26 protein-coding genes and 2 tRNA genes are annotated in these 25,443 nt (G+C 64.5%); 14 read left to right on the top strand and 14 right to left on the bottom strand.

Annotated elements, in window-relative coordinates; genetic code table 11:
* The first annotated feature begins 21 nt into the window (after nt 1–21).
* The 5 genes from BLP88_RS08920 (at nt 22) to BLP88_RS08900 (ending at nt 3,025) form a co-directional block, all read left to right on the top strand.
* Complete coding sequence (locus tag BLP88_RS08920; protein ID WP_074588546.1) at nt 22–531, top strand: methylated-DNA--[protein]-cysteine S-methyltransferase; 510 nt, start codon at nt 22–24, stop codon at nt 529–531.
* Nucleotides 531–1,034, top strand: a complete 504-nt coding sequence (locus BLP88_RS08915) for an RNA polymerase sigma factor (protein WP_074588544.1) — start codon at nt 531–533, stop codon at nt 1,032–1,034. The genes BLP88_RS08920 and BLP88_RS08915 overlap by 1 nt, the downstream gene beginning before the upstream one ends.
* Complete coding sequence (locus BLP88_RS08910; RefSeq protein WP_245679819.1) at nt 1,031–1,666, top strand: methylated-DNA--[protein]-cysteine S-methyltransferase; 636 nt, start codon at nt 1,031–1,033, stop codon at nt 1,664–1,666. Before BLP88_RS08915 ends, BLP88_RS08910 begins: the two co-directional genes overlap by 4 nt.
* Before the next feature lie 26 nt (nt 1,667–1,692).
* Nucleotides 1,693–2,364 (top strand): alpha-ketoglutarate-dependent dioxygenase AlkB family protein, encoded by a 672-nt coding sequence (locus BLP88_RS08905; RefSeq protein WP_074588759.1) that lies wholly within the window; start codon nt 1,693–1,695, stop codon nt 2,362–2,364.
* A 64-nt stretch (nt 2,365–2,428) separates the two neighbouring features.
* Nucleotides 2,429–3,025, top strand: a complete 597-nt coding sequence (locus BLP88_RS08900; RefSeq protein WP_074588543.1) for a DNA-3-methyladenine glycosylase I — start codon at nt 2,429–2,431, stop codon at nt 3,023–3,025.
* A 791-nt stretch (nt 3,026–3,816) separates the two neighbouring features.
* Here BLP88_RS08900 and BLP88_RS08895 read toward each other — a convergent pair.
* Both BLP88_RS08895 and BLP88_RS08890 read right to left on the bottom strand, forming a co-directional pair.
* A complete protein-coding gene (locus BLP88_RS08895) occupies nt 3,817–4,686 on the bottom strand; it encodes a rhomboid family intramembrane serine protease (RefSeq protein ID WP_074588542.1) in 870 nt (289 codons plus the stop codon).
* Nucleotides 4,687–4,707: 21 nt separating this feature from the next.
* The gene (locus BLP88_RS08890) at nt 4,708–5,250 is read right to left on the bottom strand and encodes a peptidylprolyl isomerase (RefSeq protein WP_074588540.1); all 543 of its coding nucleotides are present in this window, start codon (nt 5,248–5,250) and stop codon (nt 4,708–4,710) included.
* Between the two features lie 153 nt (nt 5,251–5,403).
* Here BLP88_RS08890 and BLP88_RS08885 point away from each other — a divergent pair, with 153 nt between their 5' ends.
* Nucleotides 5,404–6,363, top strand: a complete 960-nt coding sequence (locus BLP88_RS08885; protein WP_074588539.1) for a hypothetical protein — start codon at nt 5,404–5,406, stop codon at nt 6,361–6,363.
* A gap of 117 nt (nt 6,364–6,480) precedes the next feature.
* On the top strand, nt 6,481–7,356 hold the full coding sequence (locus BLP88_RS08880) for a glycosyltransferase family 2 protein (protein WP_074588538.1): 876 nt from the start codon (nt 6,481–6,483) through the stop codon (nt 7,354–7,356).
* An 18-nt stretch (nt 7,357–7,374) separates the two neighbouring features.
* Here the strand turns inward: BLP88_RS08880 and BLP88_RS08875 are convergent, their stop codons facing one another.
* From BLP88_RS08875 to dnaA, 12 genes are all read right to left on the bottom strand, one after another.
* Entirely contained in the window at nt 7,375–8,286 is a 912-nt protein-coding gene (locus BLP88_RS08875; protein WP_074588757.1) for a DMT family transporter, read from the bottom strand.
* Between the two features lie 106 nt (nt 8,287–8,392).
* A tRNA-Ala gene (locus BLP88_RS08870) sits at nt 8,393–8,468 on the bottom strand.
* A 69-nt stretch (nt 8,469–8,537) separates the two neighbouring features.
* On the bottom strand, nt 8,538–8,654 hold the full coding sequence (locus BLP88_RS19030; protein ID WP_210210398.1) for a DLW-39 family protein: 117 nt from the start codon (nt 8,652–8,654) through the stop codon (nt 8,538–8,540).
* A gap of 55 nt (nt 8,655–8,709) precedes the next feature.
* Nucleotides 8,710–8,783: transfer RNA gene (locus BLP88_RS08865), tRNA-Ile, on the bottom strand.
* Between the two features lie 112 nt (nt 8,784–8,895).
* A complete protein-coding gene (locus BLP88_RS08860) occupies nt 8,896–9,552 on the bottom strand; it encodes a DUF3566 domain-containing protein (RefSeq protein WP_074588536.1) in 657 nt (218 codons plus the stop codon).
* Nucleotides 9,545–12,229, bottom strand: coding sequence for a DNA gyrase subunit A (gyrA, locus tag BLP88_RS08855; RefSeq protein ID WP_074588535.1), 2,685 nt, complete (start codon nt 12,227–12,229; stop codon nt 9,545–9,547). Before gyrA ends, BLP88_RS08860 begins: the two co-directional genes overlap by 8 nt.
* A 61-nt stretch (nt 12,230–12,290) precedes the next feature.
* Complete coding sequence (gene gyrB / locus BLP88_RS08850) at nt 12,291–14,366, bottom strand: DNA topoisomerase (ATP-hydrolyzing) subunit B (RefSeq protein WP_074588534.1); 2,076 nt, start codon at nt 14,364–14,366, stop codon at nt 12,291–12,293.
* Nucleotides 14,367–14,767: 401 nt separating this feature from the next.
* Complete coding sequence (locus tag BLP88_RS08845; RefSeq protein ID WP_074588533.1) at nt 14,768–15,316, bottom strand: DciA family protein; 549 nt, start codon at nt 15,314–15,316, stop codon at nt 14,768–14,770.
* Nucleotides 15,303–16,496, bottom strand: coding sequence for a DNA replication/repair protein RecF (gene recF, locus BLP88_RS08840; protein WP_074588531.1), 1,194 nt, complete (start codon nt 16,494–16,496; stop codon nt 15,303–15,305). Before recF ends, BLP88_RS08845 begins: the two co-directional genes overlap by 14 nt.
* Before the next feature lie 23 nt (nt 16,497–16,519).
* The gene (gnd, locus tag BLP88_RS08835) at nt 16,520–17,404 is read right to left on the bottom strand and encodes a phosphogluconate dehydrogenase (NAD(+)-dependent, decarboxylating) (RefSeq protein ID WP_074588530.1); all 885 of its coding nucleotides are present in this window, start codon (nt 17,402–17,404) and stop codon (nt 16,520–16,522) included.
* A gap of 62 nt (nt 17,405–17,466) precedes the next feature.
* Nucleotides 17,467–18,591, bottom strand: a complete 1,125-nt coding sequence (gene dnaN / locus BLP88_RS08830; RefSeq protein ID WP_074588529.1) for a DNA polymerase III subunit beta — start codon at nt 18,589–18,591, stop codon at nt 17,467–17,469.
* Nucleotides 18,592–19,150: 559 nt separating this feature from the next.
* Complete coding sequence (dnaA, locus tag BLP88_RS08825; RefSeq protein ID WP_074588528.1) at nt 19,151–20,572, bottom strand: chromosomal replication initiator protein DnaA; 1,422 nt, start codon at nt 20,570–20,572, stop codon at nt 19,151–19,153.
* Between the two features lie 456 nt (nt 20,573–21,028).
* On the opposite strand from dnaA, the gene rpmH reads away from it, so the two are divergent.
* From rpmH to BLP88_RS08790, 7 genes are all read left to right on the top strand, one after another.
* Entirely contained in the window at nt 21,029–21,166 is a 138-nt protein-coding gene (gene rpmH, locus BLP88_RS08820) for a 50S ribosomal protein L34 (RefSeq protein WP_074588526.1), read from the top strand.
* A gap of 42 nt (nt 21,167–21,208) precedes the next feature.
* The gene (gene rnpA / locus BLP88_RS08815; RefSeq protein WP_074588525.1) at nt 21,209–21,619 is read left to right on the top strand and encodes a ribonuclease P protein component; all 411 of its coding nucleotides are present in this window, start codon (nt 21,209–21,211) and stop codon (nt 21,617–21,619) included.
* Nucleotides 21,516–22,010: a membrane protein insertion efficiency factor YidD gene (yidD, locus tag BLP88_RS08810; protein ID WP_074588524.1), complete on the top strand. Its 495-nt coding sequence runs from the start codon at nt 21,516–21,518 to the stop codon at nt 22,008–22,010. The genes rnpA and yidD overlap by 104 nt, the downstream gene beginning before the upstream one ends.
* 17 nt (nt 22,011–22,027) lie before the next feature.
* The gene (gene yidC / locus BLP88_RS08805; RefSeq protein ID WP_074588523.1) at nt 22,028–22,996 is read left to right on the top strand and encodes a membrane protein insertase YidC; all 969 of its coding nucleotides are present in this window, start codon (nt 22,028–22,030) and stop codon (nt 22,994–22,996) included.
* Nucleotides 22,996–23,574, top strand: coding sequence for a Jag family protein (locus BLP88_RS08800; protein ID WP_074588521.1), 579 nt, complete (start codon nt 22,996–22,998; stop codon nt 23,572–23,574). The genes yidC and BLP88_RS08800 overlap by 1 nt, the downstream gene beginning before the upstream one ends.
* 6 nt (nt 23,575–23,580) lie before the next feature.
* On the top strand, nt 23,581–24,231 hold the full coding sequence (rsmG, locus tag BLP88_RS08795; protein ID WP_074588520.1) for a 16S rRNA (guanine(527)-N(7))-methyltransferase RsmG: 651 nt from the start codon (nt 23,581–23,583) through the stop codon (nt 24,229–24,231).
* A gap of 96 nt (nt 24,232–24,327) precedes the next feature.
* Nucleotides 24,328–25,383, top strand: a complete 1,056-nt coding sequence (locus BLP88_RS08790; protein WP_074588756.1) for a ParA family protein — start codon at nt 24,328–24,330, stop codon at nt 25,381–25,383.
* Nucleotides 25,384–25,443 lie beyond the last annotated feature (60 nt).

Raw genomic sequence — 25,443 nt, 5'->3', positions numbered from 1 at the left:
CGCCTGCAGCGTCTACCTGATATGACCACCAGGCACACCACCATCGATTCCCCGCTCGGAACCCTGACCCTGACGGCCCGGGACGGGGTGCTCAGCGGTGTCTTCTACGAAGGCCACTGGCACATGCCACCTCCGGAATTCTTCGGTGAGCGCGCCAACCCTGCCGACCCGCCTTTCGCCCCCGTTATCGCACAACTCCGGGAGTACCTGCGCGGGGAGCGCACGTCGTTCGACCTCGAATACAAGGCGAGCGGCAACGAGTTCCAGGAACGCGTCTGGGCCCGGCTCGAAGAAATTCCCTATGGGGAAACCGTCAGCTACGGTGCCCTCGCCGCCGGGCTCGGCGACCCGAATCTCGCCCAGGCGGTGGGATCCGCAGTGGGCAGGAACCCGCTGAGCATCATCATTCCCTGCCACCGCGTGGTCGGCAGCGACGGCCGCCTGACCGGTTATGCCGGCGGCCTGGCGAACAAGCGCTTCCTGCTGGAACTTGAGGAACCCGTCGCCGTGAAGGAAAGCAAACTCTTCTGATGGGCAAGCCGCCCTTTGAGAAGGTCGTCAGCGCCCACGGTGCCGTGGTGTTGCGGGTCTGCCGTGCTGTCCTCGGGGCCCACGATGCCGAAGATGCCTGGTCCGAAACCTTCCTGTCCGCGCTGAAGGCCTACCCCGAACTGCCGGACGACGCCACGGTGCAGGCCTGGCTGGTGACCATCGCCCACCGCAAGGCCATCGACATCCTCCGTGCCCGGCAGCGCCAGTCCCTGCCCATGGACGAACTCCCGCCCCGCGAATCCCCGCTCGGCATCCCGGGGGAGGGACACCCGGAAGTGCTCGACGCCGTCGGGCAGCTTCCACCGAAACAGCGGCAGGCCGTGGCATACCACTACCTGGCCGGCCTGCCGTACAAGGACGTCTCTGCGCTGCTGGGGGTCACGCCCGAGGCCGCCCGCCGTGCAGGTGCCGATGGCGTCAAAGCCCTCCGTGCCGCCCTCATCCAGCCCCGCAGCGCAGCTTCCCAAGGAGCCGACCGATGAAAGACAAGCCGATGAGTGACAACAACGTCCCGGTGTTGCCCGAAGGACTCCGGGCCGGCCTGGAGGAAATCGGCGCGGGCACGCTGGAGCGCCTGCACGCACGGTTGGCTGCTGCCGCCGCGAACCGGCACCTCGTCGACGTTTCCTACTGCACGGTCGATTCGCCGCTCGGCCCGCTGTTGCTGGCCGCCACGGAACGGGGGCTGGTACGGGTCGCCTTCGCCTCGGAAGGCCACGATGCCGTGCTTCAAACGCTCGCGGACAAGCTGAGTCCCCGGATCCTGGAGGACCCGTCCCCCCTGGACTCAGTGGCCCGCCAGCTGGAGGAATACTTCGCGGGTGCCCGGCGGCGTTTCGACGTCGCGCTGGATTTCAGCCTGAGCAGCGGCTTCCGGCTGAGCGTGCTGGATCACCTTCCGCACATCGCGTACGGCAGTACGGAAAGCTACGCCCAGGTGGCTCAGGCCGCGGGCAGTCCCAGGGCCGTCCGCGCCGTGGGCTCCGCCTGCGCGAGCAACCCGCTTCCCGTCGTCGTGCCCTGTCACCGGGTGGTGCGCTCGGACGGCTCCTTCGGCGGGTATCTTGGCGGAGCGGAGGCCAAGCGGACGCTGCTGGCGCTGGAGGCCGCGTGACCGGGCCGCTTTTCCCGGCAGAGCCCTTGTTCCCGGCCGAGCTGCTGACCGTGCCCGACGCCGGACCCCGCCGGATCGCCGACGGCGCCGTCCACGTGCCGGGCTGGCTGAGTCCGGAGCAGCAGCGCTGGATCGCTGCCCGTTTCCGGGGCTGGGCGGCTGGACCCGTGCCGCCCAGGGCGGCAGTGCTGCCCGGCGGGCACCCCATGTCGGTACAGACCGTTTGCCTCGGCTGGCATTGGCAGCCCTACCGGTACACGCGGGAGGCCTTCGACGTCAATGGCCGCCGGGTTCTCGACTTCCCGGACTGGATGGTAAGGCTTGGCCGCAAGGCACTCGCGGCCACCGGCTCCCTGCCGGAAACGGCGGCCGCCTACACGCCGGACACCGCGTTGGTGAACTTCTACGATGACGCGGCCAAGATGGGCATGCACCAGGACAAGGACGAACGCTCCGCGGCCCCGGTGGTCTCCTTGAGCATCGGTGACAGCTGCGTGTTCCGCTTCGGCAACACCGAAAGCCGCGGCAAGCCCTACACGGATCTTGTCCTGCGCTCCGGGGACCTCTTCGTGTTCGGCGGCTCATCCCGCTTCGCCTACCACGGAGTGGTCAAGGTGCATCCTGGAACCGCCCCGCAGGACTGCGGACTGGAGCACGGCCGCATCAACATCACCATGCGGGTTACCGGCCTTTCGTAGCAATGTCACTGCCAGGGCGCACAATATCCACAGCAGCGTTGACCATCCCCTTTGGAGGAACCCCATGACACCGGCAGGCACGATCCTTGGCGAAGACGGCCTTGCCCGCCCACCATGGGCGGCCACCGATCCTCTGCTGCGGGAGTACTACGACACCGAGTGGGGCATGCCGGTCCGGGATGAACGCGGTCTGTACGAACGCATCAGCCTCGAGGGCTTCCAGGCGGGCCTGTCCTGGGCCACCATCCTGCGCAAGCGCGAGGCCTTCCGTGCGGCCCTCCTGGACTTCGATCCGGAGAAGGTGGCGCACTTCGGCGAGGCCGACGTCGAGCGGCTCATGCTGGATGCCGGGATCGTCCGCAACCGCCTCAAGATCCGTGCCGCGATCACCAACGCGAACGCCACCCTCGCGCTGCGGGCCGACGGCGGACTGGTGGACTTTGTGTGGTCCTTCCAGCCGGATTCGACGCCGGAGCCCGCCACCGTCGCCGACCTCGCCACGCAGTCGGCGGAGTCGATTGCCTTGTCGAAGGCGCTGAGGAAGAAAGGCTTCGCGTTCGTGGGCCCCACCACGATGTACGCCCTGATGGAAGCGATCGGCATGATCGATACCCACCTTGTGGACAGCCACCGCCGCGGGAGCTCCGGGATCTGGATGTAGCGACCCCCTCCGGGGCTGTCCACAAAAGTGGGCAACTTTTTCCACAGGTGTGGAAACGCAGTGTGGAAAGCCCGCCGCCAGCCCTGGAAACCCTGGATTTCCGGGCTTTTCTGCCGCCCGGGTCCGGTCGCTGGTTTTCCCCACTGTGAACAAGGCTGTGGATCGTGGCTTGGGCTTCACCAAGTGTTCACGGTGCCAGGATGGACAACTTCATCTTCTCCCACCGGCAAGGTCCTTTCGGCCCCTGCTGTCTAGCCCGGCGAAGTTACCCACTTAACAACAAGCCGCCTCCCACAAGTTATCCACAGCTGGGGAAAAGCTGTGGCTATCGGCCGGCGAAAACCCCGGTTTCGAGCCGTTTCCGGCGTGGTTTGAGGGGTTGAACTACAGCCGTGTGAGTTATTAACAGTGTTGAAAAGCCTGTTGATATCGCACCCTGTGGGCTGTGGATTCCACTTCTCCCGGGTCTTTTCCACAACCAGGACCGATCTGGCCGATTTGTCCACATAACCACAAGGAGGCTCCGGGAAGTTATCCACAGCTGTGGACCCATTGTGGTCGCGCCGCAGTTTCATCCAAGAAAAAGGCGCGGATAGGGGAACACATCGGGTGAACTACATAGCTGTAAGTTACACACAGTGTGGATAACAGCTGTGGAAAAGTTGAGGCTGGGTGTTCCCAGGAGCATGGACGTTCATCCGGGATGGCCTTGGATCGCCGGCCGTGCACGCCAAAAGAAGGGGCGGGACGGCGGCGGGGGAGGCGGCAGCCAGGGCCGCGGGTCTACCGCGCTAGACGGAGGCCGCGCGGAAGGCGCTGGCGAGCACGAGGAGCAGCGCGACGACAGCGAGCCCACCGGCCTGGAACAGCGCGCGGCGCGGCCCGCGCGGGGCATAGGCGACCACGGCGGCGCTGAGCGCACCGGTGATGAGCCCGCCAAGATGCGCCTGCCAGGCAATGCCGGAGACCATGAAGCCGATGACCCCGTTAATGGCGATCAGCACCCACAGTTGCCTAGTGTCACCGCCGCGGTGCCGTTGGATCACCAGCATGGCCCCGAACAGGCCGAAGACAGCGCCGGAGGCGCCAACCACCGCGATCGGCGGGTCCAACGGTGTGAGCAGGAAGTAGCCTACCGAACCGCCGATCGCGGACAAGAGGTAAATGGCAAGGAAGCGTGCGCGGCCGAGCAAGGGCTCAAGGGCCTGGCCGAAGATCCACAGCGTGTACATGTTGAGAGCGATATGGAGGAAGAAGCCCTGGGAATGCAGAAAAGCTGCGGTGAGCATGCGCCACGGCTCAAAGCGGCCGTACTGTGGATCTGCGAAGAATGAGGCGAACGCGAAGTTCTGGAAAATGGCGTCCCCGGGCACGATCCACTGCAGGACGTACACCAGGACGCAGGCGGCAATCAGTGCCAGCGTCACCGTAGGGCGGCCGGCGACGGCGGTGCCGCCGTACACGGAACGGACTGACGGCGTCGAACGCTTCAGTTCGTTGACGCAGTCAACGCATTGGAACCCGACGGCGGCCGCCCGCTGGCATTCCGGGCACGCCGGGCGGCCGCAACGCTGGCACCGCACATAGGAGGGCCGGTCCGGATGCCTGGGACAGACCGGAACGCCTGCTGACGGCTCCGCCGCCGGGTATCCAAAGCTCATGTGTTATTCAGGCTCCGGAAATCAGAGCTGGACGACGTCGATGCTGTTGATGACGACGTCTTCGACCGGACGGTCGCCCATGCCGGTGCGGACGGCCTCGATGGCGTCGACGACCTTCTTGGACTCGTCGTCTGCCACCTCACCGAAGATGGAATGCTTGCCGAACAGCCAGTCCGTGTTGACCGTGGTGATGAAGAACTGGGAACCGTTGGTGCCCTTGCCCATCTGGATGCCGGCGTTGGCCATGGCCAGCTTGTAGGGGCTGTTGAAGTTCAGTTCGGGGTGGATTTCATCATCGAACTTGTAGCCCGGGCCACCGATGCCGCGGCCCAGCGGGTCTCCGCCCTGGATCATGAAGTCCTTGATGATGCGGTGGAAGATCGTGCCGTCATACAGCGGGGTACCGGTCTTGTCTTCGCCGGTCTCCGGGTGGGTCCAGGACTTCTCGCCAGTGGCAAGGCCGACGAAGTTGGCCACCGTCTTGGGCGCGTGGTTGCCGAAGAGGTTCACCACGATGTCGCCGAGGCTGGTGTGGATGGTTGCTTTTGCGGTTGCAATGGTCATGGGCCCATTCTTTCATGCAGGGTCAACGCGGCAGGGGCCCGTAAGTCAGTTCCGCGCTCGGTGAAATCTCCTGCGAATGCGTCGGATGAATAGCCGGTGCCGGACATGCGACGTAGGCTAACAACAAACGAGCATGTGTATCGGGAGGTAGTTGTGAAGAAATCAGACCGTATTGCCCGCGACCTTGAGCACTCCGTGGCAGCAGGCGTAGACACCGCCAAAGACTGGGCTGCCCCGCGCGTCGAAGCTGCCGTGAACTGGGCGGTTCCCCGTATCCAGCACGGAATCGATTCCGCCTCTCCGAAGATCCAGGAAGGGCTCAAGACGGCCGCAACGAACCTGGCTGAAGGCGTCGCAACCGTTACCCCGAAGCTCCAGGAAGGCTTGGCGAACCTCGCGCCGAAGATCCACGACGCCGTCGAGGACGCCTCTCCGAAGATCCAGGAAGCACTGAACAAAGCAACCCCGGCACTCGGAGTTGCCCGCGACAAGGTTGTGGAGGAGTACTTGCCTAAATTGTCCGAACAGCTCGGCCAGGCGTCGACCGCCGTGCACCATGTCCTCGAAAGCGCGCCCGCCCAGGTTGACGCCGTCGCGCAGAAACTGGTGGATTCCGGCGTCGTCCACAATCTCCAGGACCAGGCACAGGCTGCCGGAGCCCAGTTCAAGTCGGTAGCCGAGGAGACCGGCAAGGCCGTCGCTGCCGGACTCGGCCGCAAGGAGAAGCCTAAGAAGCGCGGCCTCCTGATCGTCACGGTAATTGCCGCCGCCGTCGCTGCCGGTGTTGCCGCATGGAAGGCATCCAAGCCGGTCGAGGACCCGTGGAAGACCCCCGTCCCGGTGACCCCGGAGAACTCGGCCGCACCGGAGAATTCGGCCCCGATCCCGTTCCCCACTCCCGATGAGGTCAAGGCGGAAGGTGAGCACGCCGGATCGGTTGCCGAAACCGTCAAGGAGACCGCGGCCGACGTAGCGGAGAAGGCCGCCGACGTCGCCGATGCCGCGAAGGACACCGCCGCCAAGGTGGCCACGGACGCCAAGACCGCCGTGAAGAACATCGCCGCAAGCCTGCACAAGGATGAAGAAAAGGACAGCAGCAAGAACGAAGGCTGATCCCGCACCATCAGGCATTCCATTGAGGGACCCCGCATTGCGGGGTCCCTCAATGTTTATCCAGACGTCACCGGACGCTCCCGCGCCGGCCACAACGCTGGTGTTAGATTTATCTGGATGTCAGCCGATAGATCGCCCGAAGAATTCGCCGCTCCTGACGCACCCAGGCCGGAAGTCTCCATCGTCATTCCGGCGTACAACGAGGAAAGCGTCATCAGGCAGTGCCTCATCGCCGCCATTTACCAGTCGGTTCCCGCAGCCGAGATCATCGTCGTTGACAACATGTCCACGGACCGCACGGCCATGATTGTTGGCCAGATGCAGCAGGAATACCCCGAGAGCCCGATCATCCTGCTGAGCCAGGATCAGACCCAGGGCCTCATTCCCACCCGTAACTTCGGGCTCAACGCCGCCACGGGAGAGGTCCTGGGGCGCATCGACGCGGACTCGGTCCTCGAACCCGACTGGGTGGAACAAGTCCAGAACGCCTTCATGGACCCGGATGTCCAAGCCGCCACCGGCCCCGTGGTCTACTACGACATGCCCATGCGCCGCTTCGGGCTCAAGGCCGACGACAAGATGCGCCAGCTGATGCTCCGCCTGGCCAAGCACCAGTATCACTTCCTCTTCGGCTCCAACATGGCGTTGCGCCGCACGGCCTGGGAAACCATCCGCGACGAAGCGTGCCTGGACGAGAAAGACGAGATGCACGAGGACATCGACCTCTCGCTGCATCTTTTCGAACACGAGCTACGGGTGCAGTACTGGCCGCAGATGGTCTCCGGCATGTCCGCCCGCCGGCTCGAGGACTCACCCCGGGACTACCGCTATTACGTGACCCGCTTCGACCGCACCTATAAGGCCCACAACGTCAAGAAAATGGCGTTGAAGGCGCCCATGGTCGTCTTCTTCTCGGTGTATTTCCCGGCCAAGCTGCTCCGGGCGATCCACACCGCGAGCTCCAGCCAGAGCGTTCGCCGCGGCGGCCAGTAGACTCCCGCGAGCCGCGCCTCAGTCCGTTCCGAGCGCGGTAGCGGCCCGGTCGCCGTCGCCCTTTGCTCCATTCCGCTGCCCGCCGACCACGACGGCGAGCCCCGCCAGGATCAGCCCCAGCCCGATGTAGGTGCCGCCCGGCAGCGCCTCGCGCAGGAACACGGCGGCAAGCAGGGCCGCTCCCGGGATTTCCAGCAGGATGATCATGGACACGAGCAGGGGACTCATGGTTGCCAGCAGGTGGTTGAACATGGTGTGGCCCACCAACTGGGCGCAGAGGGTGATCGCCAGGATCCCCAGCCAGCCTCCGGCGTCGAAACTGACAAGCGGCTGGCCCATGGCCAGCGCCAGCGGGGCTATCAGCACGGCGCAGATTCCGTAGCACAGCGCGGTATAGCTGCCGGTTCCCATGGTCTGCCGTGCACGGCCCCCGGCCAGCGCGTAGAGGGCACCGAACAGTCCGCCGGCCAAGGCAAGCACGTCGCCCCAGAGCGCCTCCGGCGAAGACCCCATGTCGAAGCCGGTGATAACCACCACGCCGCCCAGTGCGACCCCAAGGCCGGCCGGCACCGCCCAATGGTGCCGGGTGCCGCGCAGGAACTCGAAGACGGCGATCCAGGCCGACTGCAAACAAACCAGCGCGGTGGAAGCGGCCACCGAGGTGAGCTGAAGGGAGGTGATGAAGCAGGCGAAGTGCGCGGCCAGGGCCACGGCAGCGACCCCCGTCCACAGCGCTTCGCGCCGGGTGATGTCACGGAACTGCCGCGGTTCCCGGATCAGGACCGGGGAAGCCAGCACGACGGCGGCAATAGCGTTGCGCCAGAAGGCGATCCCCAGCGCGGTGGCGGTGGTGCCCGCGAGGGTTGCGGCAATCAGCGGGCCGGAGGCTGCGACGCCAAGGACACCCAGGGCCGCAAAGACGAAGTTCAAGCTCACTCCCGTTCCGCGGTGCCCCTTGAAAAGGCCGTTCTTCTCGAAAAGACAGTGCCGTGAAAACAAAAGAGTCCCGGTCATTTCTGACCGGGACTCTTCCCTATGGTGGAGGCACGGGGACTCGAACCCCGAACCCCCTGCTTGCAAAGCAGGTGCGCTACCAATTGCGCCATGCCCCCATAAGAAGCAACCCGTCCATACTACCGCAAGACATCTGCCGGCTTTCACCGCTTCCGTCCTGCATCCGGCTAGTCAACCGTGTCGGTTGCCTGGCTCCAGACTGTCTTCCGGGCTTCGGATTCCTGCACCTTCCGGTAGAGCAGGACGCCTGCGATCGCAGCTGCAACAATCAGCAACTTCTTCACAGTGCACCCCGTTCCGATCCTTGCGGACCTTTACCGTGGAACCGTACAGGTTCCGTGGGCGTACCAGGACTTGAACCTGGGACCTCTTCGTTATCAGCGAAGCGCTCTAACCGCCTGAGCTATACGCCCCGATGCCTCATCGGGCCGAGATATGACTCTACAGCACACCCCGGCCCGATCTCAAATCGAGGCATTTTCCTCCGGTTCCGCGCGGTTTTTCCGCGGATTTCCGGGGGTTTTGCTAATCGTCAGTCAGCGTGACGCCGATACCGCCGACGAGCGTTGCGGAAATGTTATAAAGCACGGCGCTCAACATCGACAGGGCGGTCAGCAGGACCACGTTGACCACCGAAATGATCGTGGCGAAGGACAACACCTGGCCCAAGGAAGCGACCTTCTTGAGTTCGAAGCCACCGCCTTCGGACCCGGCAAGGGTGCCCAGCAAGCTGTCCACCTGATCGAAGATGCCCGTGAGGTCCAGGACAGTCCAGAGCACCATGGCGGCCACGACTGTGACGATGCCGAGGGCCACGGACAGCAGGAAGGCCATCTTCAGGACCGACCAGGGGTCCACCTTGCTGACCAGCAGGCGCGCGCGGCGCACTTTGGCCTTCGGCGCCGGCTTCACGAGTCCCGGATTGCCCGGGCGCTGCCCGGATGACGCGGGACGTGCGGGCTGACCAGCACGCGCACCCGGGGCCGCGGGGCGCTGGCCAGGTGAGGCGGGGCGCTGCGCGGAAGCCGGAGCGCCGGCCGGGCGCTGCGCGGAGGCCGGGGCGCCCGCCGGGACCGGCGGACGGGAACCGGCCGCCGGAGCGGTCTGGGGAGCGCCAGAAGGCTGACGAAGTCCGCCGGGGACGTCTGTGTTCGGCTTGGGATATGAGTCAGGATTACTCATTCGTTCCTCCGGTGTTGTCTTCATTCAGCTCGGCGCCGGGTTCCTGGCTGCTGTCCGCTTCGGGGGTCCCGTCGCTGGTTGCGGCCGCCTGGGCGGCACCGCCGTCTGCAGCCAAGGTTACGTTATCCGTGGCTCCGGGCTGTTCTTCTTCGTCCGTCTCTTCACCTTCGAGCCCGCGTTCGCTGTTGCGCGCCACCTCGATGATGCGGTCGTTCTTGTCCGGCTTGGCAAAGATGACGCCCATCGTATCGCGGCCCTTAGCGGGAACGCCGGAGACGGCGGAGCGGACAACCTTGCCGCCTTCCATCACCACCAGGACCTCGTCCTCGTCCTGGACGATGAGGGCGCCGACCAGGTCGCCGCGTTCTTCGGCCAGTTTCGCCACCTTGATGCCAAGGCCGCCACGGCCCTGGAGGCGGTATTCCTCGACGGCGGTCCGTTTGGCGTAACCGCCCTCGGTCACCACGAAAACGTAGGACCCGTCCTTGACTACGTCCGCGGCCAGGAGCTCATCGTCTTCGCGGAACTTCATGCCGGTCACGCCGGAGGTGGCGCGGCCCATGGGGCGGAGTGCCTCGTCCGTTGCGGTGAAGCGGATGGACTGGCCCTTGCGGGACACCAGGAGGAGGTCATCGGTTTCGGACACCAGCTGTGCCGAGACCAGCTCGTCCTCGTCGCGCAGGTTGATGGCGATGACGCCGGCGCTGCGGTTGGTGTCGTAGTCCTCCAGGCGGGTCTTCTTGACGAGGCCGCTCTTGGTGGCGAGCACCAGGTAAGGGGCCTGGGCATAGTCGCGCAGGTCCAGCACCTGGGCGATGTGCTCGTCAGGCTGGAACGCCAGCAGGTTGGCGACGTGCTGGCCCTTCGCGTCCCGGCCGGCTTCGGCGAGCTCGTAGGCCTTGGCACGGTACACCCGGCCGAGGTTCGTGAAGAAGAGTAGCCAGTGGTGCGTGGTGGTGACGAAGAAGTGCTCCACGACGTCGTCGCCGCGCAGCTGGGCGCCCTTGACGCCCTTGCCGCCGCGCTGCTGGGAGCGGTAGTTGTCGCTGCGGGTGCGCTTGACGTAGCCGCCGCGGGTGATAGTGACCACCACTTCTTCTTCGGGGATCAGGTCCTCGATGGACATGTCCCCGTCGAAGCCCATGAGGATGTGGGTCCGGCGGTCGTCGCCGTGCTTGGCCACGATCTCGGCGAGCTCGGTGCTGATGATTTCGCGCTGGCGCTGCTCGGAAGCGAGGATCGCCTTGTACTCAGCGATCAGGGCTTCCAGTTCCGCGTGCTTTTCCTGGATCCTCTGCCGTTCCAGCGCTGCCAGCCGGCGCAGCTGCATGTCGAGGATGGCGCGGGCCTGGAGTTCGTCGATGTCCAGCAGCTCCATCAGGCCGTCGCGGGCTGCCTCCGTGGTGCTGGAGGCGCGGATGAGGGCGATGACCTCGTCCAGCATGTCCAGCGCCTTGAGCAGGGCGCGGAGGATGTGTGCCTCTTCTTCGGCCTTGCGCAGGCGGTACCGTGTCCGGCGTGCGATGACGTCCATCTGGTGCGTCACCCAGTGCCGGATAAAGGCGTCCAGCGTCAGGGTGCGCGGCACGCCGTCGACGATCGCCAGCATGTTGGCGGCGAAGTTGTCCTGCAGCTGGGTGTGCTTGTAGAGGTTGTTCAGCACCACCTTGGCCACGGCGTCACGCTTGAGCACGATCACCAGGCGCTGGCCGGTGCGGCCCGAGGTTTCGTCGCGGAGGTCCGCGATGCCCTGGATCTTGCCGTCTTTGACCAGTTCGGCGATCTTGATGGCCAGATTGTCCGGGTTGGCCTGGTACGGCAGTTCGGTGACCACCAAGCAAGTACGGCCCTGGATTTCCTCCACGTTCACCACGGCGCGCATGGTGATGGAGCCTCGGCCCGTGCGGTACGCCTCTTCGATGCCCTTGTGGCCGAGGATGGTTGCGCCAGTCGGGAAATCCGGGCCCTTGATGCGCAGGAGCAGCGCTTCGAGCAGTTCCTCGCGGGAGGCCTGCGGGTTCTCGAGGTACCACTGGACGCCGTCGGCCACCTCGCGCAGGTTGTGCGGCGGGATGTTCGTGGCCATGCCGACGGCGATGCCCGAGGAGCCGTTGACCAGCAGGTTCGGGAAACGCGCCGGCAGGATGGTGGGTTCCTGGTTCTTGCCGTCGTAGTTGTCCTGGAAGTCGACGGTTTCCTCGTCGATGTCCCGGACCATCTCCATGGCCAGCTGGGCCATCTTGGTTTCGGTGTAACGCGGAGCTGCGGCGCCGTCGTTACCCGGGGAGCCGAAGTTGCCCTGGCCAAGCGCCAGCGGGTAGCGCATGGTCCAGTCCTGGATGAGGCGGACCAGGGCGTCGTAGATCGCCATGTCGCCGTGCGGGTGGTAGGTACCCATGACGTCGCCGACCACGCGGGCGCACTTGTTGAAGGAGCGGTCGGGGCGGTATCCGCCGTCGAACATCGCGTACAGCACGCGGCGGTGGACCGGCTTCAGGCCGTCCCGCACGTCCGGGAGGGCGCGGCCGACGATGACGGCCATGGCGTAGTCCAGGTACGACCGCTGCATTTCGGTCTGAAGGTCCACCTGTTCGATGCGGTCAACCAGCACGTCGCCTTCAAGAACGGTCTCCGGGGTGTCCTGTTCCTCGGGTACCTCGGGGGTTTCGTCACTCATAGTATGTATTCCGTTTCAGGTATATGTAAGTTCTGGAATGTAAGCGGGCTGAGAAGCCTGTTTAGATATCCAGGAACCTGACGTCCTTGGCGTTTTGCTGGATGAAGTTCCTGCGGGACTCGACGTCCTCGCCCATCAGCACGGAGAAGATCTCATCCGCTGCGGCGGCGTTCTCCATGGTGACCTGCAGCAGTGTGCGGCGGTCCGGGTCCATGGTGGTGTCCCACAGCTCGGTGTAGTCCATCTCGCCCAGACCCTTGTAGCGCTGGATGCCGTTGTCCTTCGGGAGGCGCTTGTTCATCGCGGCACCCTTGCGGATCGTTTCATCCCGTTCCCGGTCGCTGTAGACGTAATCGTGCGCAGCGTTCGACCACTTGATGCGGTACAGCGGCGGCTGGGCCAGGTACACATAGCCGTTCTCGATGAGCGGACGCATGTAGCGGAACAGCAGGGTCATCAGCAGGGTGGTGATGTGCTGGCCGTCCACGTCGGCGTCGGCCATGAGCACGATCTTGTGGTACCGCAGCTTGGAGATGTCGAAGTCTTCGCCGATGCCGGTGCCGAAGGCGGTGATCATGGACTGGACTTCATTGTTGCCCAGCGCCTTGTCCAGGCGGGCGCGCTCCACGTTCAGGATCTTGCCGCGCAGGGGCAGGATGGCCTGGGTTTCCGGGTTGCGGCCGCGCTTGGCCGAACCGCCTGCGGAGTCACCCTCCACGATGTAGACCTCGCAGCGCGAAGGGTCCTTTGAGGAGCAGTCCGACAGCTTGCCGGGCATGCCAAAGGATTCCAGCGGGCTCTTGCGGCGGGCGTTGTCCCTGGCCTTCCGTGCCGCCATGCGGGCCTGGGCTGCCTGGATGGCCTTGCGGATGACGTCGCGGGCAGGGCCCGGGTTGCGCTCGAGCCAGTCGCCAAGCTGGTCAGTGACCACACGCTGGACAAAGCCCTTGACCTCGGAGTTGCCCAGCTTGGTCTTGGTCTGGCCTTCGAACTGCGGCTCGGACAGTTTCACGGAGATGACTGCGGTGAGTCCTTCACGGATGTCGTCACCGGTGAGGTTGTCGTCCTTCTCCTTGATGATGGACTTTTCGCGCGCGTAGCGGTTGATCAGCGAAGTCATCGCCGCGCGGAAACCCTCTTCGTGGGTGCCGCCTTCGTGGGTGTTGATGGTGTTCGCGTAGGTGTGGACGCTTTCGGAGTAAGCGGTGGTCCACTGCATGGCGACTTCGACGGCGATGTGCCGCTCAGTGTCCTCGGTCTCGAAGGCGATGACGTCCTCGTGGACGATGTCCACCTTCTTGCTCGAGTTCAGGTGCTTGACGTAGTCCAGCAGGCCCTCGTTGTACTGGTACACCACGGTGCGGTGCTCGGCCGGGACTTCGCCTTCGGTGGAGACCGCGTCCAAATCCAGGTCTTCGCCGTCCGCCTGCTTGACCGGGCGTTCGTCCGTCAAAGTGATGCGCAGTCCCTTGTTGAGGAAGGCCATCTGCTGGAAGCGGGCGCGGAGCGTCTCGAAATCGAACTCGGTGGTTTCGAAGATGCTGCCGTCAGGGTAGAACGTCTGGGAGGTACCGGTCTGGTCCGTAGCTTCGCCCCGGACCAGTTCGCCCTGCGGCTTGCCGCCGTCAGCGAAGGACATCCGCCAGACGTGGCCCTGGCGGCGGACTTCGGTGTCGACCCGGCGCGAGAGGGCGTTCACCACGGAGATGCCGACGCCGTGCAGGCCGCCGGACACCGCGTAGCCGCCACCGCCGAACTTTCCGCCGGCGTGCAGGATGGTCATGACCACCTCCACGGTGGGCTTGCCCTCGGTGGGGTGCATGTCAACGGGGATGCCGCGGCCGTCGTCGACGACTTTGACGCCGCCGTCGGCCTGGAGCGTTACTTCGATGTGGCTGCAGTAGCCGGCCAACGCTTCATCGACCGAGTTGTCCACCACTTCGTAGACCAAATGGTGGAGGCCCCTCGGGCCGGTGGACCCGATGTACATGCCGGGGCGCTTGCGGACCGCCTCGAGGCCTTCAAGTACGGTGATGTCACTGGCGCCGTATTCCCTGGCACCGGCGGACGCGTCCGGAATGCTGGCAAGGTCCTCCGCGGGCCCAGCTGCCAAGATCTCTGCATTGTCGTTAGCCACAGGCGCTTTCGACTCCTCTGTGTTCGATGGTCGCCGGCCGTCACCGCACACGGGCGGAGCAGGTCCGGGAAGGACACTCCACTCGGGATGCGGCGGCCGCCAACAGGGACGCCACTGATAACGCCGGCGACTCCTTGACTGGCGGATCCGCTGCTCATGTGCTTCGCAGCGGGCCAATCAACCGTTCGCCGGCGCCCAGTTGTCTTCCACGATTCTATCGTGCCCGGACCCTTCATTCCGATTTGGCGCGTGGCGGTTCTGTGCAAACGTGCCTGTGGCAGGCCGCTGGCCCCGTCTGGAACCGCCCAAGACGGCACCAGTCGGGGAGCTATACGGCGAGGGTGCGTTTACGGCCGCTGTGCGCGATTTTCGGGAAGTGCCCGCTGCGGGCGGAAATTCGATCAGCCGTAGGTGTCACGGGGCCCGCGGCCGTTGACGCTGCGGCCGCCTTTCCGCCAGTTCGGAGCTGTCGGAGCGAGGACGTGGATGGCCGTCACCACGCCCTCTCCGAGTTCCTTCCGGAACAGTTCCAGCAGGCTCGAATTCAGCAGCCGCAGCTGCGTGGCCCAGGCGGTGGAGTCGCAGCGCACGTGCAAGGTGGTGTCGGTGAAACTCTCGGGAGTGCAGTGGGCGGCGATTTCCGGGCCCACCAGGGCATCCCATTCAGCCATGACCGAGCCCACGGCCACCGGCGAAGTCCAGCCCCTCTCGGCCACTAGCCGGCCGACCACTTTGCCCAGGCCCAGGGGATCCCTGCCGGTGCCGTGGAACTGGCTGAAACCGCGGATGTCGCGCAGGCCCTTCCGTTTCGGCGCGGCCTTGCCCGGGGCGGCACGGCGCACTTCACCGCGCGCCGCCGCGGCTTCGCGCATCCTGTTCAGCGCCGCCTGGGCGGCGTCGATCCGGTCCGGCTCCCGGCCGGGCTGCAGTCCGCCGTCATCCTTCGCCATCTATGCCTCCGGGGACAACCTTCACCCGCCGCCCGGCCAACTCTTCGGGGATATCGGCGTCGACGGCGGCCGTCACCAGCACCTGTTCGGCACCGGCGACTATTGCCGCCAGTTTACGCCGCCGCTGCACGTCCAGCTCCGCGAAGACATCGTCCAGGATGAGGATCGGAGCCGAGCCGCCGGTCAGGGCGTCATCGAGCATTACGTAGTAGGACGCGAGCCGGAGCGCCAGGCACATCGACCACGTTTCCCCGTGGGAGGCGTAGCCTTTCGCCGGCGCCGGTCCGAGCAGCAGATCGAGCTCATCCCGGTGCGGGCCCACCAGCGAGATCCCGCGTTCGAGTTCCTTGCGCCGCGCGGCCGCGAACGCCTGGACGTAACGCCCGGCCAGCTGGTCGACACTTAGCAGTCGCAGCTCCTCCAACCCGGCGCCAGGTGCGGCCGCCCCGTCGGCGGGACCGCCGTCGTCGTCCAGTACGCCCTGCAGCGTTGAGCGGTACCGCGCATCCGCGTCCTTCGACCCGTCCGTGAGCTGGGCATAGGCGCGCTGGAGGTGGGGCCGGAGCCGTTCCACCAGTTCAAGCCGGGCGTGCAGCAGCTCGGCGCCGGCCCGGGCCATGTGCTGGTCCCACACGTCGAGCGTGGCCTCGTGCCCGGCGGTGAAACGGCCGGCGCGGGCGGATTTCAGCAAGGCATTCCGCTGCTTGAGCACGCGGTCGTAGTCGGCACGGGTGGCAGCATGCGCGGGGAGGAGGCTGACCAGCATGTCGTCCAGGAAGCGGCGGCGGCTGGAAGGATCGCCCTTCACCAGGGCCAGGTCTTCCGGAGCGAACAGCACGGTCTGGCAGATGCCCAGGATGTCCCGGGCCCGGACTGGGTTTCCGCGGTTGATGCGCCCGCGGTTTGCCCGGCCCGCGTTAATTTCGAGCTCGACGACGGTCGCCTGGCTTCCGCGGACGAGTTTCGCCCGGATCATGGCGCGTTCGCTGCCGAAGCGGATCAGCGGGGCATCCGTGCTCACGCGGTGCGAACCCAGTGTGGCGAGGTAGCCGATGGCCTCCATGAGGTTGGTCTTGCCGATCCCGTTGGAACCGACCAGTACGGTCACTCCGGGGCCGAGCTTCAGGTCAACCTGGGCGTAGCTGCGGAAATCGCTCAGCGAAAGGTGTTCGAGGTACACGCGTCCTGCCGGCCTCCGGCTGCCTAGCTGGACGGACGGGTTGCGTGCCCGCCGAACTGGTGCCGCAGCGCAGACACTATCTTCATGGCCGGGGAGGTTTCTTCCCGCGACGCGAAGCGGGCAAAGAGCGCGGCGGTGATGGCCGGGGCCGGAACCGCGTTGGCGATCGCTTCCTCCACGGTCCAGCGGCCTTCCCCGGAATCCTCCACGTAATCATCGATCGAGGCCAGCCCCGGGTCCTCGTCCAGGGCCTTCACCATGAGGTCCAGCAGCCAGGAACGCACTACGGTGCCCTTCTGCCAGGCACGGAAGGTGCCGGGAAGGTCCGTAATGATGTCTTTGGCCGCGAGCAGTTCATAGCCTTCGGCGTAAGCCTGCATCAGCCCGTATTCGATGCCGTTGTGCACCATCTTGGCGTAGTGGCCGGCTCCGACGCCGCCGACGTGCACGAAGCTGTCGGCCCGCTCACCCTCGGGGCGGAGGGCGTCGAAGACCGGCATCGCGAGCTCGATGTCTTCCGCGGCTCCGCCAGCCATGAGGCCGTAGCCGTTCTGCAGGCCCCACACACCGCCGGAGACGCCGCAGTCGGCGAAGCGGATGCCCTTGGCGGCGAGGAGTTCGGCGTGCTTCTGGTCTTCCGTGAACCGTGAGTTTCCGCCGTCGATCACCATGTCGCCGGCGTCGAGTTTCTCACTGAGCTCGGTCACCACGGCATCGGTGATGTTGCCGGCCGGAACCATGACCCAGATGATCCGGGGACTGGGCAGGGCTGCGATCAAGTCACCGACCGAGGCAACGTCCGACACGTCGGGGTTCCGGTCGTAGCCGGTGACCTCGATGCCGCCGTTCCGCATGCGTTCGCGCATGTTGAAGCCCATTTTTCCAAGACCGATCAGTCCGATGTGCACGGTGGGAACTCTCTTCTGCGTGGCGGGTGGCGGAATCGTGGAAGGGCTTAGTCGAGCGGTGCCTAGTTGGGCAGGCGGACCGGCATGACCAGGTAGCGGTAATCGTCCTGGTCGTCGCCGTCGGCCTCGGCCTGGGCGGTGATCATGGCCGGCTTGGGCGCGCTGGTGAACGAGAAGCGCACAAACTTGCTCTCGATCACGCTCAGCCCCTCGATCAGGTAGTGCGGGTTGAACGCCACTGTGATCTCGTCGCCGGTGAGTTGGGCTTCGAGTTCTTCGGAGGCCTGGGCGTCCTCGCCGGTGCCGGCGTCCAGGTTCAGCTGGCCGGGAGTGAAGGCAAGACGGACCGGGGTGTTCCGTTCGGCCACGAGGGAGACGCGGCGTACGGCCTCGATGAGTTCCTGGGTCTGCACGGTGGCGTGGATCGGGGTGGATTCCGGGAAGAGGGAACGGATCTTCGGGTAATCGCCGTCGACCAGCAGGGAGGTGGTGGTGCGGCCGCCGCTTTCGAAACCGATCAACCGGCTGTCGTCGTCGGACAGTGCCAGGTTGATGTCACCGCTGCCGCCGAGGGTCTTCGCGACTTCGTTGAGGGTCTTGGATTTGACGAGGGCACTCGTGGAAATTCCCGGGGTAACGGGCTTCCATGGAACTTCGCGCATGGCCAGCCGGTACCGGTCCGTGGCAAGGAGCGTGATCAGGTCGTCTTCGATTTCCATCCGGACGCCGGTGAGGATCGGAAGGGTGTCGTCCTTGCTGGCGGCGATGATCACCTGGGACACAGCCTGTGCGAAAGCATCCCCGGGCAGGGTGCCGCTGACGGCGGGCAGCGCCGGAAGCGGCGGGTACTCGGACTCGGGCATCGTTGCCAGGTGGAAGCTGCTTCGGCGGCAGCTCAGGGTGACTTTGCTGCCGTCGGTTTCGACATCGACAGGAGCGGAGGGAAGGCTGCGGCAGATGTCTGCCAGGAGCCGGCCTGAGACCAGGATGGTGCCCTCGCTGGTGATGTCCGCGGGGATTTCAAGGCGTGCGGAGGTTTCGTAGTCGAAGCTCGAAAGGCTGACTGTGCCTGCTTCGGCTTTGAGCAGGAGGCCGGATAGCACGGGAACGGGCGGCCGCGGAGACAAGGATCGGGCTGTCCACGTGACGGCTTCTGCCAGGACATCCCGGTCGACTCTGAACTTCACGGAAGGGTGCCGCCTTTCATTGCTGTCGCATAGTGCGATCGCTGCTGCCAATGCTTTGTGGAAGTCCCGGAGAACTGCCTTGGGCCCATCGGACCGCTCCTTGCCGGGTGCATGCATCGCAAATGACAAGAAACCGGGCCCGAGGGACGCGATGCAGACAGCTTAGCCGGAAGTCTTGGCATTAACCCATCCCTCAATGCGCCGGCCGGTGCGCAGCACGGCCGGGAGCTGCGGGGTGGTTCGGTCGGAAGGAGATTGTTGTTTGAGGGATCTGGATTTTTTGGGATTAGTAGTGTTAATAACCTTTGTGGAAACTGTGGATAACCGCCCCCTGCCGCGCGGATCCGCGGTTAACGCTTGTTCACGGCATGTGGGCAGCCTGGGTTTTAAACAGGGTGTGGACGTGGACAACCCCCAGGGCGGTTTTTGACGATCCACAGGCGCCTTAAGGGTTTTAAGCCCATTAACCGCGGTTCTCCCCTTAACTGTCCACAGGCTTATCCACATGCACCTGTTAATAAGGTATGTAGTGGCGGCGCAGCGGCCGTCGAAGTGGGGCTCAGGAGTCGCGCTGCTGCTGCTTGATTCGGTTGGTCAGTTCGGTGACCTGGTTGTAGATGACCCGGCGTTCGGCCATGAGCTCGCGGATCTTGCGGTCAGCGTGGATCACGGTGGTGTGGTCGCGGCCGCCGAGTTCCTGCCCGATCTTCGGCAGGGACATGTCCGTAAGCTCCCGGCACAGGTACATGGCGATCTGCCGTGCGGTCACCAGGGTGCGCGTCCGGGACTTGCTGCAGAGCTCGTCCATGCTGAGCTTGAAGTAGTCGGCCGTCTGCTTCAGGATCTGCTCGGCAGTGATTTCCTGCGCGCCGTCGTCGGTGATCAGGTCCTTCAGGACCATTTCAGCCAGCGCCACATCCACCGGCTGGCGGTTGAGGCTGGCGAAGGCCGTGACGCGGATCAGGGCGCCTTCGAGTTCTCGGATGTTGCTGGAAATCTTGGAGGCGATGTACTCCAAGGCATCGTCCGGCGCGGAGAGGCCCTCGCTCTGTGCCTTCTTCCGGAGGATCGCGATGCGGGTTTCGAGTTCCGGTGGCTGGATGTCGGTCAGCAGGCCCCATTCGAACCGGGACTTCATCCGGTCCTCGAAACCGGCCAGCTGCTTCGGCGGCAGGTCCGAAGTGATGACCACCTGCTTGTTGTTGTTGTGCAGGGCGTTGAAGGTGTGGAAGAACTCCTCCAGCGTCCGGTCCTTGCCGGCGAGGAACTGGATGTCGTCGATCAGCAGGACGTCCACGTTGCGGTACGTCGTCTTGAAGCTGGCGCCTTCGTCGTCGCGGATCGAGTTGATGAAGTCGTTGGTGAACTCTTCGGAGTTGACGTAGCGGACCCGGATTCCGCCGTAGAGCCGGCGGGCGTAGTGGCCGATCGCATGGAGCAGGTGCGTCTTGCCCAGACCGGAGTCGCCGTAGATGAACAGCGGGTTGTACGCCTTGGCCGGCGCTTCGGCCACCGCAACCGCGGCCGCGTGGGCGAAGCGGTTCGAGGAACCGATCACGAAGGTGTCGAAGACGTACTTGGGGTTGAGCCGTCCGAATTCGTGGGAGGTGCTGGGCGGAGTCGGCTGCGGCTTCAGTTCCACGGCATCGTCAGGGCCGGCGGAAAGCTCGACGGCGGGAGCCGGCTCTTCGTGGACGGGCACCAGATCGGTGTCGACGTCGATAGCGCACCGGATGTCGTCCGAGAAGACACTCCGGAGTGCGTCGTCCAGGGCGTCCTTGACCTGGGTCTGGAGGACCTCGCGGGTCAGTTCATTTGGGACGGCAACCAGGAGGGTGGAACCGATGAGGCCCTGGGCCTGGGCAAGGATGACGAAACCGCGCTGCCGAGGGCTGACCCGCTCATCCTGTTCGAGCAGGCTGAGGACCCGGCGCCAGGAACTTCCGACAGTATTGGCGTGGTTGGTCTCGTCTACTGTCATCAACTGGTTCCTCTGGTCCGTGTGTGCCTGAATTGCCGGCAGCCGAAAAGTCCGAACCAAGGGTGGATTCCAACCGAATCCACAGGGTTATGCACAGTCCGTGGAAAATCGGCTACTGAGACACTCTAGGGGATGGATTCCCTAGAAGATAGCTGGGGACTTGCTTGTGGATAATTACATGGTTGTGGTTCTAAAAACGGCCCTGTGAGCCACTTCATCCACAGGCTGCCGGTGCGACTTTGCCACAGCTGGGGATAGCCGGTTGAGGCCCTCCCGGTTTGACCGGTGGCGTGTTTTTGCCCTAACGTTGTGAAGTCCTATGTGTCCGCTTTCGGCCACCTGTATCTTCGGCAAGTCCGGGGTTGGGTGGGAGCGGATGCACAAAAAACTTAGCGTCGGCCAGTTCTTCCCCTTTTGATCGGGTGGGCGCACCTTTGATCCACTGGAGTAACTAACGTGAGCAAGCGGACTTTTCAGCCGAATAACCGCCGTCGGGCCAAGAAGCACGGCTTCCGCCTTCGTATGCGCACCCGTGCCGGCCGCGCCATCCTGGCTGCCCGCCGCAGCAAGGGCCGCGTCGAGCTGTCGGCGTAAATAACTGACTCGTCGGTCAACCTTCCCCAAGCGAGTCAAGCGGTGCTTGCCACCCCCAATCGTCTGCGGACCTCAACCGACTTTTCAACAACAGTACGTTCCGGCGTCCGCAATGGACGCCGGAACTTAGTGTTATATACGGCAACTATTGCCGCCGATGAACCGAGCCGGTTCGGCTTCATTGTTTCCAAAGCTGTCGGGAACGCTGTCACCCGGAACCTCGTTAAGAGGAGACTGAGGGAAGCAGCTGCGTTGGCGCTGAAAGACCAGGGAACCGGACTGGCAGTAGTTGTCCGGGCCCTGCCCGCTGCGGCCTCCGCGGACTGGGAGCAGCTGCTGGGCGATTTCAATGCAGCCCTGGCAACCACCAGGAAACGGCTTGGCGGAACGGTTCCGCCGCCGCTGCCGGACTTCACCGGCAGCACCACCACGGAAGGGACACCGCGTGCATGAGCTAGGCTCCGCCGTCGTCCGCTTCCTTGCTTCAGGTTCAAGGAACTTTGCTTCCTTTCTCTGGGACCTGCCCCGCAACATCCTCATCCTGCTGCTGAAGGCCTATCGGCGGATCATTTCGCCGCTGTACGGCCAGGTGTGCCGCTTCTTTCCTTCATGCTCCGCGTACGCGCTGGAAGCAGTCACGGTTCACGGTGCCGTCAAGGGCAGCTGGCTTGCCGCCAAACGCCTCGCGCGCTGCCATCCCTGGAACGCCGGCGGCGTGGACCATGTCCCCGCCGGCCACCGCCACTGGCCCGAGGGCCAGACCCCCACAATTGTTGTACTGAACAACCCGGACCTGTTCCTGGCTGCTCAGGCTGATGAAGACGGCCGCCGGGAAGCGGCTTGAGGAAATAGGGAAAACGTATGGACTTCTTTGAAACAATCATGTTTCCGTTCAAATGGCTGGTCTCAGTCATCATGGTCGGTTTCCATGAGGGTCTGAGCTTCATTGGGCTGCCGGCCGCCAACGGCTGGACGTGGACGCTGTCCATCATCGGCCTCGTGCTGGTTCTTCGGGCCGCCCTGATTCCGGTCTTCGTCAAGCAGATCAAGGCCCAGCGTGGCATGCAGCTCCTGCAGCCCGACCTGAAGAAGCTGCAGGATAAGTACAAGGGCAAGACCGACCAGCTGTCCCGCCAGGCAATGGCACAGGAACAGATGTCCCTGTACAAGAAGCACGGCACCAACCCGTTCTCGGCCTGCCTGCCGATGCTGATCCAGATGCCGTTCTTCTTCGCGCTGTTCCAGGTGCTCTCCGGCATCTCCCAGGCCAAGGACCGGGGCAATGGTATTGGTGCAATGAGCCACGAACAGGTGGTCCAGTTCGACCAGTCGAGCATCTTCGGCGCACCGCTTTCCGCGACCCTCCTCCACGGCACCCCGGCCGGCGGCAACGTAACCTCTGTTTGGATCCTGTCCATCGTGATGATCCTCGCCATGACGGCGTCGCAGTTCATCACGCAGAAGCAGATCATGGCCAAGAACATGTCCGAAGAGGCCATGGCCAGCCCGTTCATGCGCCAGCAGAAGATGATGCTCTACATCCTGCCGATCGTTTTCGGTGTAGGCGGCATCAACTTCCCCATCGGTGTGCTTATCTACTGGACCACCACCAACCTGTGGACCATGGGCCAGCAGTTCTTCGTCATCCGCCGCATGCCGACGCCGGGCTCCCCCGCCGCGAAGGCCCTCGCCGAACGGCGTGCCGCCAAGGGGCTGCCGGTACTGCCGGTCCTCGGCGGTAGGAAAGAAGAGGAAGCCGCTCCGGCCGAGCCCGAGAAGCCCAAGGGTCAGCGCGTCCAGCCACAACGCAAGAACAGGAAGAAGAAGTAATGTCGGTTGAAAGCACTGAAGAGACGAAGGCTGAAGGCGTGAACGAAGAGCTGGCCAACGAGTCCCTGTCATCCCAGGCCGAAGAGCAGCCCGCCGCCAAGGGCAGTGCCGCGAGCCGCCTCGAAGAAGAGGGCGACGTCGCCGCTGACTACCTCGAGGAACTCCTGGACATTGCCGACATTGACGGCGACATCGACATCGAGGTGCGTAATGGCCGCACCTACATCTCCATCGCCGCGGAGGAAGGGTCTGAGGGCCTCGAGAGCCTGGTCGGCCGCGATGGCGAAGTCCTGGAGGCTCTCCAGGAACTCGCCCGCCTGTCCGTGCTTTCGGCGACGGAAACCCGGTCCCGCCTGGTGCTGGACATCAACGGCTACCGCAAGGAGCGCGCCGGTGAGCTGCAGCAGATCGCCGAGGACGCCGTCGCGAAGGTCAAGGAAAGCGGCTCCACGGTCGCCCTGGAACCGATGAGCGCGTATGAGCGCAAGATCGTTCACGACGCCGTCGCCGACCTCGGCTTCGTTTCGGAGTCCGAAGGCGAAGGCGCCAACCGCCACATCGTGGTTTCGGCCGACTAGAGGATCATGGCGGACATCACTGCAGCGGACCTGTTGGCCGCGGAGAAAATCTTCGGCGACCGCCTGGACCTGGCACGCCGGTATGTGGAGCACCTCGAGACGTCGGGGATCGAACGCGGGCTCATCGGTCCGCGGGAGATCCCCCGCCTGTGGGGTCGCCACGTGCTCAACTGTGCGGTCATCGAATCGGAGATCGCCCGCGGCAGCCATGTGGCCGACGTCGGATCCGGCGCCGGCCTGCCCGGCCTCTGCCTGGCGATCGCCCGGCCGGACCTCGAGCTGACCCTGATCGAACCGCTTGAACGGCGCGTTATCTGGCTGCAGGAAGTTGTGGATGACCTCGGACTCGATAACGTCACAGTGATGCGTACCCGGGCCGAGCTTGCCGTCGGCTTGGTCAAGGCCGACGTCGTGACAGCCCGCGCGGTTTCTGCGCTGAGCAAGCTTGCCGGACTTACCATCCCGTTGCTCGACGGCAAGGGTGAGCTTGTAGCGATCAAGGGACGCAGCGCCGAAGAAGAAATTGAGAAGGCTGCCAAAGTGATCCGAAAGCTCGGCGGAGTCCAGACCAGCGTTGTGCTTTGCGGCGCTGAACTCCTGGAAGAGCCCACCACCGTGGTCAAGGTCCTCGTCGACAAACCGCGGAAATCCGCCTAGTTTCCGAGGCCTATCCCGCGCTGTGTCCGGCGTGTCCCAGGCGGAGCCGTTAGGCTAGAGAACGGCAGCCAACGCCGAATGAGAGTGAGTGTGACAGTGGCCAGTAGCGAAACCTCCACGCAGCGGATCCCCCCGTTTATCTCCCTGGGGTCCGCGCGTGCAGTCTCTGCGCCCAACGCACTGGGCTCCGTGGTGCAAATGAGCACCAACTTGGTTGATAACTCGATAGTTTCACGTGAAACGACCGTCAGCGGTGGAGGGAATGTGATGGACTTGATCGACGACTCCAGCCCAATCGCCCGCCAGCTCGCTAATGAGACCCGACGACGGGAACGCCTGCTTGGGCGGAAGCTGCCGAAGCCGGAAAAGACCCGTGTCTTCACCGTCTCCAACCAGAAGGGCGGCGTCGGCAAGACCACGACGACGGTTAACCTCGCTGCCGCACTGGCCTCGGCGGGGCTGAACGTGCTGGTCATTGATATTGATCCCCAGGGCAACGCATCCACCGCGCTCGGCATCGAGCATCACGCCGACGTCGACAGCATCTACGACGTCCTGATCAATGACCTGCCGTTGGGCGAAGTCATTGCACCCTGCCCGGATGTACCGAACCTCATTTGCGCACCGGCCACGATCCACCTTGCCGGTGCGGAGATTGAACTCGTTTCGCTGGTGGCCCGCGAGCAGCGCCTCCGCCGGGCAATCGACGTGTACTCCAAGGAGCGGGAAAAGAACGGCGAAGGCCGGCTCGACTACATCTTCATTGACTGCCCGCCGAGTCTCGGCCTGCTTACCGTTAACGCTTTCTGCGCCGCGAGTGAAGTCCTGATCCCGATTCAGTGCGAGTACTACGCGCTGGAAGGCCTGAGCCAGCTCCTCAAGAACATCGAAATGATCCAGAAGCACCTCAACGGTGACCTGGTGGTCTCGACGATCCTACTCACGATGTATGACGGCCGCACCAACCTGGCGGCCCAGGTGGCCACCGAAGTGCGCGAACACTTCCCGGAGCAGGTTCTCAGTGCAGTGGTGCCGCGCTCGGTCCGTATTTCCGAGGCCCCGAGCTACCAGCAGACGGTGCTCACCTATGATTCTTCATCGAGCGGCGCGTTGTCCTACATGGAAGCCGCAGCGGAAATCGCTGAACGCTAGACTTCTCTAAACACTGCAACAGCCTTGGCGGGTTTCTTCCCTGCCGTTCCTTTGGAGGGA

The organism is Arthrobacter cupressi (genome assembly GCF_900099975.1).
Classification (GTDB): Bacteria; Actinomycetota; Actinomycetes; order Actinomycetales; family Micrococcaceae; genus Arthrobacter; species Arthrobacter cupressi.
Note: the sequence above shows the minus strand (reverse complement) of the source record. Positions and strands in the feature narration are given on the sequence as shown.

Bases quoted from the DNA above. Each gene is read 5' to 3' on its own strand.
- BLP88_RS08845 (WP_074588533.1), bottom strand. From the start codon at position 15,316: ATGGCGAAGGATGACGGCGGACTGCAGCCCGGCCGGGAGCCGGACCGG.
- yidC (WP_074588523.1), top strand. From the start codon at position 22,028: ATGGACTTCTTTGAAACAATCATGTTTCCGTTCAAATGGCTGGTCTCA.
- BLP88_RS08920 (WP_074588546.1), top strand. From the start codon at position 22: ATGACCACCAGGCACACCACCATCGATTCCCCGCTCGGAACCCTGACC.
- BLP88_RS08880 (WP_074588538.1), top strand. From the start codon at position 6,481: ATGTCAGCCGATAGATCGCCCGAAGAATTCGCCGCTCCTGACGCACCC.
- BLP88_RS08895 (WP_074588542.1), bottom strand. From the start codon at position 4,686: ATGAGCTTTGGATACCCGGCGGCGGAGCCGTCAGCAGGCGTTCCGGTC.
- yidD (WP_074588524.1), top strand. From the start codon at position 21,516: ATGCAGCCCTGGCAACCACCAGGAAACGGCTTGGCGGAACGGTTCCGC.
- dnaA (WP_074588528.1), bottom strand. From the start codon at position 20,572: ATGACAGTAGACGAGACCAACCACGCCAATACTGTCGGAAGTTCCTGG.
- BLP88_RS08900 (WP_074588543.1), top strand. From the start codon at position 2,429: ATGACACCGGCAGGCACGATCCTTGGCGAAGACGGCCTTGCCCGCCCA.
- BLP88_RS08800 (WP_074588521.1), top strand. From the start codon at position 22,996: ATGTCGGTTGAAAGCACTGAAGAGACGAAGGCTGAAGGCGTGAACGAA.
- BLP88_RS08910 (WP_245679819.1), top strand. From the start codon at position 1,031: ATGAAAGACAAGCCGATGAGTGACAACAACGTCCCGGTGTTGCCCGAA.
- rsmG (WP_074588520.1), top strand. From the start codon at position 23,581: ATGGCGGACATCACTGCAGCGGACCTGTTGGCCGCGGAGAAAATCTTC.
- BLP88_RS08890 (WP_074588540.1), bottom strand. From the start codon at position 5,250: ATGACCATTGCAACCGCAAAAGCAACCATCCACACCAGCCTCGGCGAC.
- BLP88_RS08860 (WP_074588536.1), bottom strand. From the start codon at position 9,552: ATGAGTAATCCTGACTCATATCCCAAGCCGAACACAGACGTCCCCGGC.
- gyrA (WP_074588535.1), bottom strand. From the start codon at position 12,229: ATGAGTGACGAAACCCCCGAGGTACCCGAGGAACAGGACACCCCGGAG.
- BLP88_RS08915 (WP_074588544.1), top strand. From the start codon at position 531: ATGGGCAAGCCGCCCTTTGAGAAGGTCGTCAGCGCCCACGGTGCCGTG.